Source organism: Halovivax sp. (genome assembly GCA_007119345.1).
Classification (GTDB): domain Archaea; phylum Halobacteriota; class Halobacteria; order Halobacteriales; family Natrialbaceae; genus Halovivax.
The window spans coordinates 1-4804 of the sequence record SKPV01000059.1 but is presented as its reverse complement, the minus strand read 5'-3'; the positions used below and the strand labels follow the sequence as shown (position 1 = coordinate 4804).

Here is a 4804-nt window from a genome sequence, read left to right as displayed (position 1 = left end):
CGCGCCGATGGCGACGAGGTCGTGCAAGAGCACGAACCAGGCCCAGACGAGCAGCGCGACGCCGAGCGCGTGGGCCTTGTCGGCGGTCACCGTCGACACGAGAACGGCGAGCGAGAGGAAGGCGAGTCCCACCGCAATTGCGCCGAAGAGGAAGACGACGTAGGCGTCCCAGTCGTCGAGACCGTACTCGAGGACCAGCGGGACCCCGACGAGGCCGAAGCCGACGGCCGTCGCGCCGGTTAGCACCATCCCCCTCCCGACGAACGCACCGACGACGACGTGCGCGCGGGCGATCGGCAGCGAGAACAGCAGGTCGAGCCAGCCGTACTCCTCCGGTCCGACGACGGCGTCGTAGCCGAGCGCGAGGGCCGCCAGCGGGAGGAGGTACACCGCCAGGGACGCGAGACTGGCCACGACGCGCTCGAACCCCTCCGGACCGACCGCCGAGCCGCTGAAGGTCACGAGCATGCCGCCCAGCAGGGCGAACAGCGCCGTCAGCGCGACCCCCCAGCGGCTCCTGACGGCGAGGCGGTACTCGTTGAGCGCGACCGCGGCGAGCCGTTCGGTGGCGTCCAGCGTCGTCGACTCGCGCCCGAGGTGTGGGGTCGCGGAGCGCTGCTCGTACCCGGCTTCCGGCCCCGGTTCGAGTTCGCCGTCGGTCACCGCCGGGCCCCCTCGCTCCCGACGCGCGTACACGGTCGATCCGTCGACCGACCGGCCGGCGATCCGATCGTCGGCCCGCCGTCCGGATCGGCCGCGCGGGCGATCGCCTCGCTGAACACCGACTCCAGGCCGGGTCGCCGAACCTCGATCGAGTCGATCGAAGCGACGGCGTCGACGGCGTCGAGCAGGTCGATCACGTCGTCGTCCCGCGTCGTCACCGTCACGACGCGCCCGTCCAGTTCGAGGTCGCCGAACCCGCTCGCGACCGGCGCGACGGCCTCGGTCTCCTCGGCGTGGAACCTGACGATCGCCCCGTCGGACGTTCGCCGGGTCAGCTCCGCGACCGGGCCGACCGCACGGAGCCCGCCGTCGTGGAGGATCGCCACGCCGTCACAGAGCGTCTCGACCTCCGAGAGGACGTGCGAGGAGAAGATCACCGTCGCGTCGCTGTCGGTCCGAATCCGCTCGATCACCCGGTGAAACTCGGCGACTCCCTCGGGGTCGAGGCCGGCGGTCGGCTCGTCCAGGACGAGCACGGGCGGGTTCGCGAACGTCGCGACAGCGAGCCCGAGCCGCCGGCCCATCCCGCCGGAGTAGCCGTCGACCGTCCGGTCGGCGGCGCCCGTCAGCCCGACCGTCTCGAGCACCTCGGCGATCCGCGCGGATCGATCCGACGCGGATACTCCCCGCGCCCTGGCGGTGAAGGCCAGCACCTCCCGCCCGGTCAGCCGCGGCGGGAACCCGATGATCTGGGGGAGAAATCCCACCAGTTCCCGGACCCGCCGACCCGCTCCGGCGACGTCCGTGTCGCCGACGCGGATGCGACCCGACGAGGGCCGGTCGTGGCCGACGAGCAGCTTGAACAGCGTCGTCTTTCCCGCCCCGTTCGTCCCGACCAGCCCGAACGTCTCGCCGGTCTCGACCGCGAACGAGACGTCGTCGAGGGCCGTAACGTCGCCGTACCGCTTCGTCACGCCGTCGATCTCAATCCGCATCGTACCTCCGCCAGTCGTGGTCGGACTCGACGAGCGGCCGATCGTCGACGACGCCCGGCGACTCGACGACCGGGAACGAGCTCTCGGCGAGCCGGATCGCGTCGAACGCCGGGCTCTCGGCGAAGACGAGTACTTCGGGGTGCTCGTAGATCAGCGTCTCCACGATCCCCTCGGGCTGGTGGCGGACCTCACTCCGGCCGTCGCCGGTGAGATCTGCCGCGCTCGCGTCGGACCAGTAGTTGCCGTCCCAGTGCTGCTGGGCGCGGATGGGCGTGAGGACCTGCCGGTCGTTCTGGACGAAGCTGTTCCCGGCGACGGACGCGAGGGTGCTCCCCGTCGTCACGGAGATACCCAGCTCGTTCCGGAGAATCAGGTTGTCCTCGAGGTCGATCCGCTGGGAGTTATCCACGTGGAAGCCGTTTACGTTCCCGACCACCTCGTTCCCGGCGATCCGCGCGTCGTCGATCTGCAGGATCAGGATGCCCTGGCCGCTCGGACCGCGGTTGTCGACCGCGACGTTGTCGAGGATCTCGAGGTCGCTGCTCACCATGAGCGCGTAGCCGACGTCGTTGCCGACCGCGACGTTGTTCACGAGCGCGCAGTCGTCGGAGTACATGTAGTGGACGCCGAACCGCGTGTCCCACATCCGGTTGTCTCGGGCGAGGACGTCGGTGGCGAACGAGAAGTAGATCCCGTCGCGAACCGCGGTGATGGCGTTGTCCTCGACGACCGTCCCGTCCGTTCGGTAGAGGTGGATCCCGTTGCCGCGCTGGGCCGGCGGAAAGACGTCCGGGTGGCCGACGACGGTGTTCCCCCGGAGGACCGCGTCGTCGACGTCGTCGACCCAGACGCCGAACGTGATCTCGGTGATCCGGGAGTCGACGACCGTCGCGTTCGCGCCGGCGATCCAGACGCCCGCGTCCTCGGCCGTCGTGTCGAACCCCGAGTTGCGGACCCACACCCCGTCGACGGTCACCTCGTCCGCCTCGATCCGGAGCACCGTCCCCTCGCCGCCGCCGTCGATCACGGCCATCCCGTCGCCGCTCGCGAGGGTGATCCCGGGCGTGTCCACCGTGACGCGCTCGTCGAACCGCCCCTCGAGCGCGACGGTGTCGCCGGGGTCGGCGACGTCCACGGCGCGCTGGACCGACTCGAAGCGGTCGCCGTTCACGGTCGCGACCCCCGGTTCGTCCGTCGGTTCGAACGAGTGGACGTCCGGGAGTTCGACGTCCAACTGTGCGCCGGGGTCGTCGCGCTCGTCGGACTCGACGAACGCGAGGCCGAGCACGGAGCCGACGAGCACGATCGTCGCGAGAGCGACGAAGCCGACCTCCATCCGCTTCATACGGCCCCTCCGGCGACCCGCTCCCGGAGGCGTTCGACGCGGCTCTCGGCGATCGCCGGCACGTCGAGGATCGTCGCGTCGCCGTTCCGACACCGGTAGGCGACCGCGAGGAAGACGACACCCGCCGCGATGACGTAGCCGCCCGCGGCGATCCACGAGAAGCCGCTGATGTTCGCGACCTCGTACGGACCGAGCAGCGGCGGCGTGAACCCGTCGACGCCGGCCATCGGGGCGTCGGGGTCGAGGTTGTGTCCCGCCTGGTAGAGGCGCAGCTGCGCCCAGAGGATCATCGTCCCGAGGACGACGAGCGTCCCGACGAAAGCGATCTTCAGCCGCCGTGCTATCGTGCTGGCCGCCGAGAGCGCCGCGACGCCCGCGAGCACCGCCAGCACCACGAGCACCGCGGGGAACGCGACCCACTCCGGCGTTGCGAGCGCCGCGTCGGCGACCTCGTAGTTGGGCTCGACGAACACCGGGTCCGGATAGTGAAAGCCGATGTAGTAGTTGAGCGCGGCGACTTCCTCGTACTCGCCGCCGAGTCTCGGGTACGCGTACGCCGTGACCGGGAGGTCCCGACCCGGGTACTGTGGTGCGCGGAGCACGATCCGCCAGATCGGCAGTGCGAGCGCTGCGAGCATGCAGGCCGCGGTGAGGAGCGCGAGCGCCCGTCGCAGCTCGAGGAGTCGCCGGAGCCGGCCCATCCCGGATCAGTCCTCCGGCTCGACGAGCAGCCGCGAGCGCATCTCCAAGTGCAGCGCGCTGCAGAAGAACGAGCAGTAGATCCAGTAGACGCCCGGCCTGTCGGCCGTGAACGTCACCTGCCGCGTCTCCTGGGGCGCGATCGCCACGTTGACGTCGTACTCGGGGATGGCGTACGAGTGGAGGATGTCCTCGGACGACTCGATGTTCGTCACGGTCAGCGTCACCTCGTCGCCCTCCTCGACGGCGATCGTGTCGAACCCGAAGTGGTTGCGCTGGGCGTACATCTCCACGTGCACGCGTCCGTCCTCGCGGTCGACGGTGGAGTCCTCGATGCCGACGTACTCGAGGTCCAGGTCGTCCGGATCCCAGATCGGCTCGGGGGAGATCTTGTCGGCCGCCGCGATCGTGCAGTCGTGCGGTTCGGGGTGGGTCGGCGTGTCCTTGACCAGTTGCATCCCCTCGTCGTCGTCGCCGATGTAGATCAGCTGGTCGCACTCCGGGTAGTACGGCCCGACCGGGAGGAACCGATCCAGCGAGAACTTGTTCATCGAGAGTAGCCAGTCGCCCGCGGGCTCGGCCGTGTAGGACTCGGCGGCCTGGACGTGGCCCGGACTGTAGTGGACGTCGATCTTCTCGATCACGGGATCCTCGGAGTCGAGGTCGGCGTCGACGGCGGCCTCGATGTCCCACTTGACGACCTGGGAGTCGACGAACAGCGAGGTGTAGGCGTGGCCGCGGCCGTCGTAGGCGGTGTGCAGCGGTCCGTTTCCGAGGTTGGGCCGTCCGACGACGGCGTCCTCCGGGTCGTCGACCTCGTCGAGCGCCTCGACGTCGATCACCGAGCACGAGGGGTCGAGCTTGCCGGACGCGATCGCGTACCTGCCGTCCGGCGTGACGCTCACGCCGTGGGGGTTCTTCGGGACGGGAACGTACCTGACGACGGGATCGTCGCCCTGGTTGAGCGGACTCTCCGCGCGGCCGTCGACGACCCGAACGTCCGAGACCTCGTCGTACTCGCCGTCGTCGATCGCCGCTTCGATCGCCGCGACGTCGAACGCCGAGACCCAGTCGCGGTCGTCGCGCACCATCTCCTGTTCGG

The 4804-nt window shown here is 70.0% G+C and carries 5 protein-coding genes; all 5 read right to left on the bottom strand.

What is annotated here, in order from left to right; all coding sequences use genetic code 11:
- The coding region (locus QZT59_RS04465; RefSeq protein WP_290811905.1) for an ABC transporter permease at positions 1–663 on the bottom strand (663 nt) is incomplete at its 3' end.
- Positions 660–1658 (bottom strand): ABC transporter ATP-binding protein, encoded by a 999-nt coding sequence (locus QZT59_RS04460; RefSeq protein WP_290811902.1) that lies wholly within the window; start codon positions 1656–1658, stop codon positions 660–662. The genes QZT59_RS04460 and QZT59_RS04465, both read right to left, overlap by 4 nt.
- The gene (nosD, locus tag QZT59_RS04455; protein ID WP_290811899.1) at positions 1648–3003 is read right to left on the bottom strand and encodes a nitrous oxide reductase family maturation protein NosD; all 1356 of its coding nucleotides are present in this window, start codon (positions 3001–3003) and stop codon (positions 1648–1650) included. Before nosD ends, QZT59_RS04460 begins: the two co-directional genes overlap by 11 nt.
- A complete protein-coding gene (locus QZT59_RS04450; protein ID WP_290811896.1) occupies positions 3000–3704 on the bottom strand; it encodes a hypothetical protein in 705 nt (234 codons plus the stop codon). Before QZT59_RS04450 ends, nosD begins: the two co-directional genes overlap by 4 nt.
- Positions 3705–3710: 6 nt before the next feature.
- Positions 3711–4804: cupredoxin domain-containing protein (locus QZT59_RS04445; protein ID WP_290811894.1), on the bottom strand; the 1094-nt coding region annotated here is incomplete at its 5' end.

Excerpts from the sequence above, each read along its gene's own strand:
- nosD (WP_290811899.1), bottom strand. The coding sequence starts at position 3,003 with ATGAAGCGGATGGAGGTCGGCTTCGTCGCTCTCGCGACGATCGTGCTC.
- QZT59_RS04460 (WP_290811902.1), bottom strand. The coding sequence starts at position 1,658 with ATGCGGATTGAGATCGACGGCGTGACGAAGCGGTACGGCGACGTTACG.
- QZT59_RS04450 (WP_290811896.1), bottom strand. The coding sequence starts at position 3,704 with ATGGGCCGGCTCCGGCGACTCCTCGAGCTGCGACGGGCGCTCGCGCTC.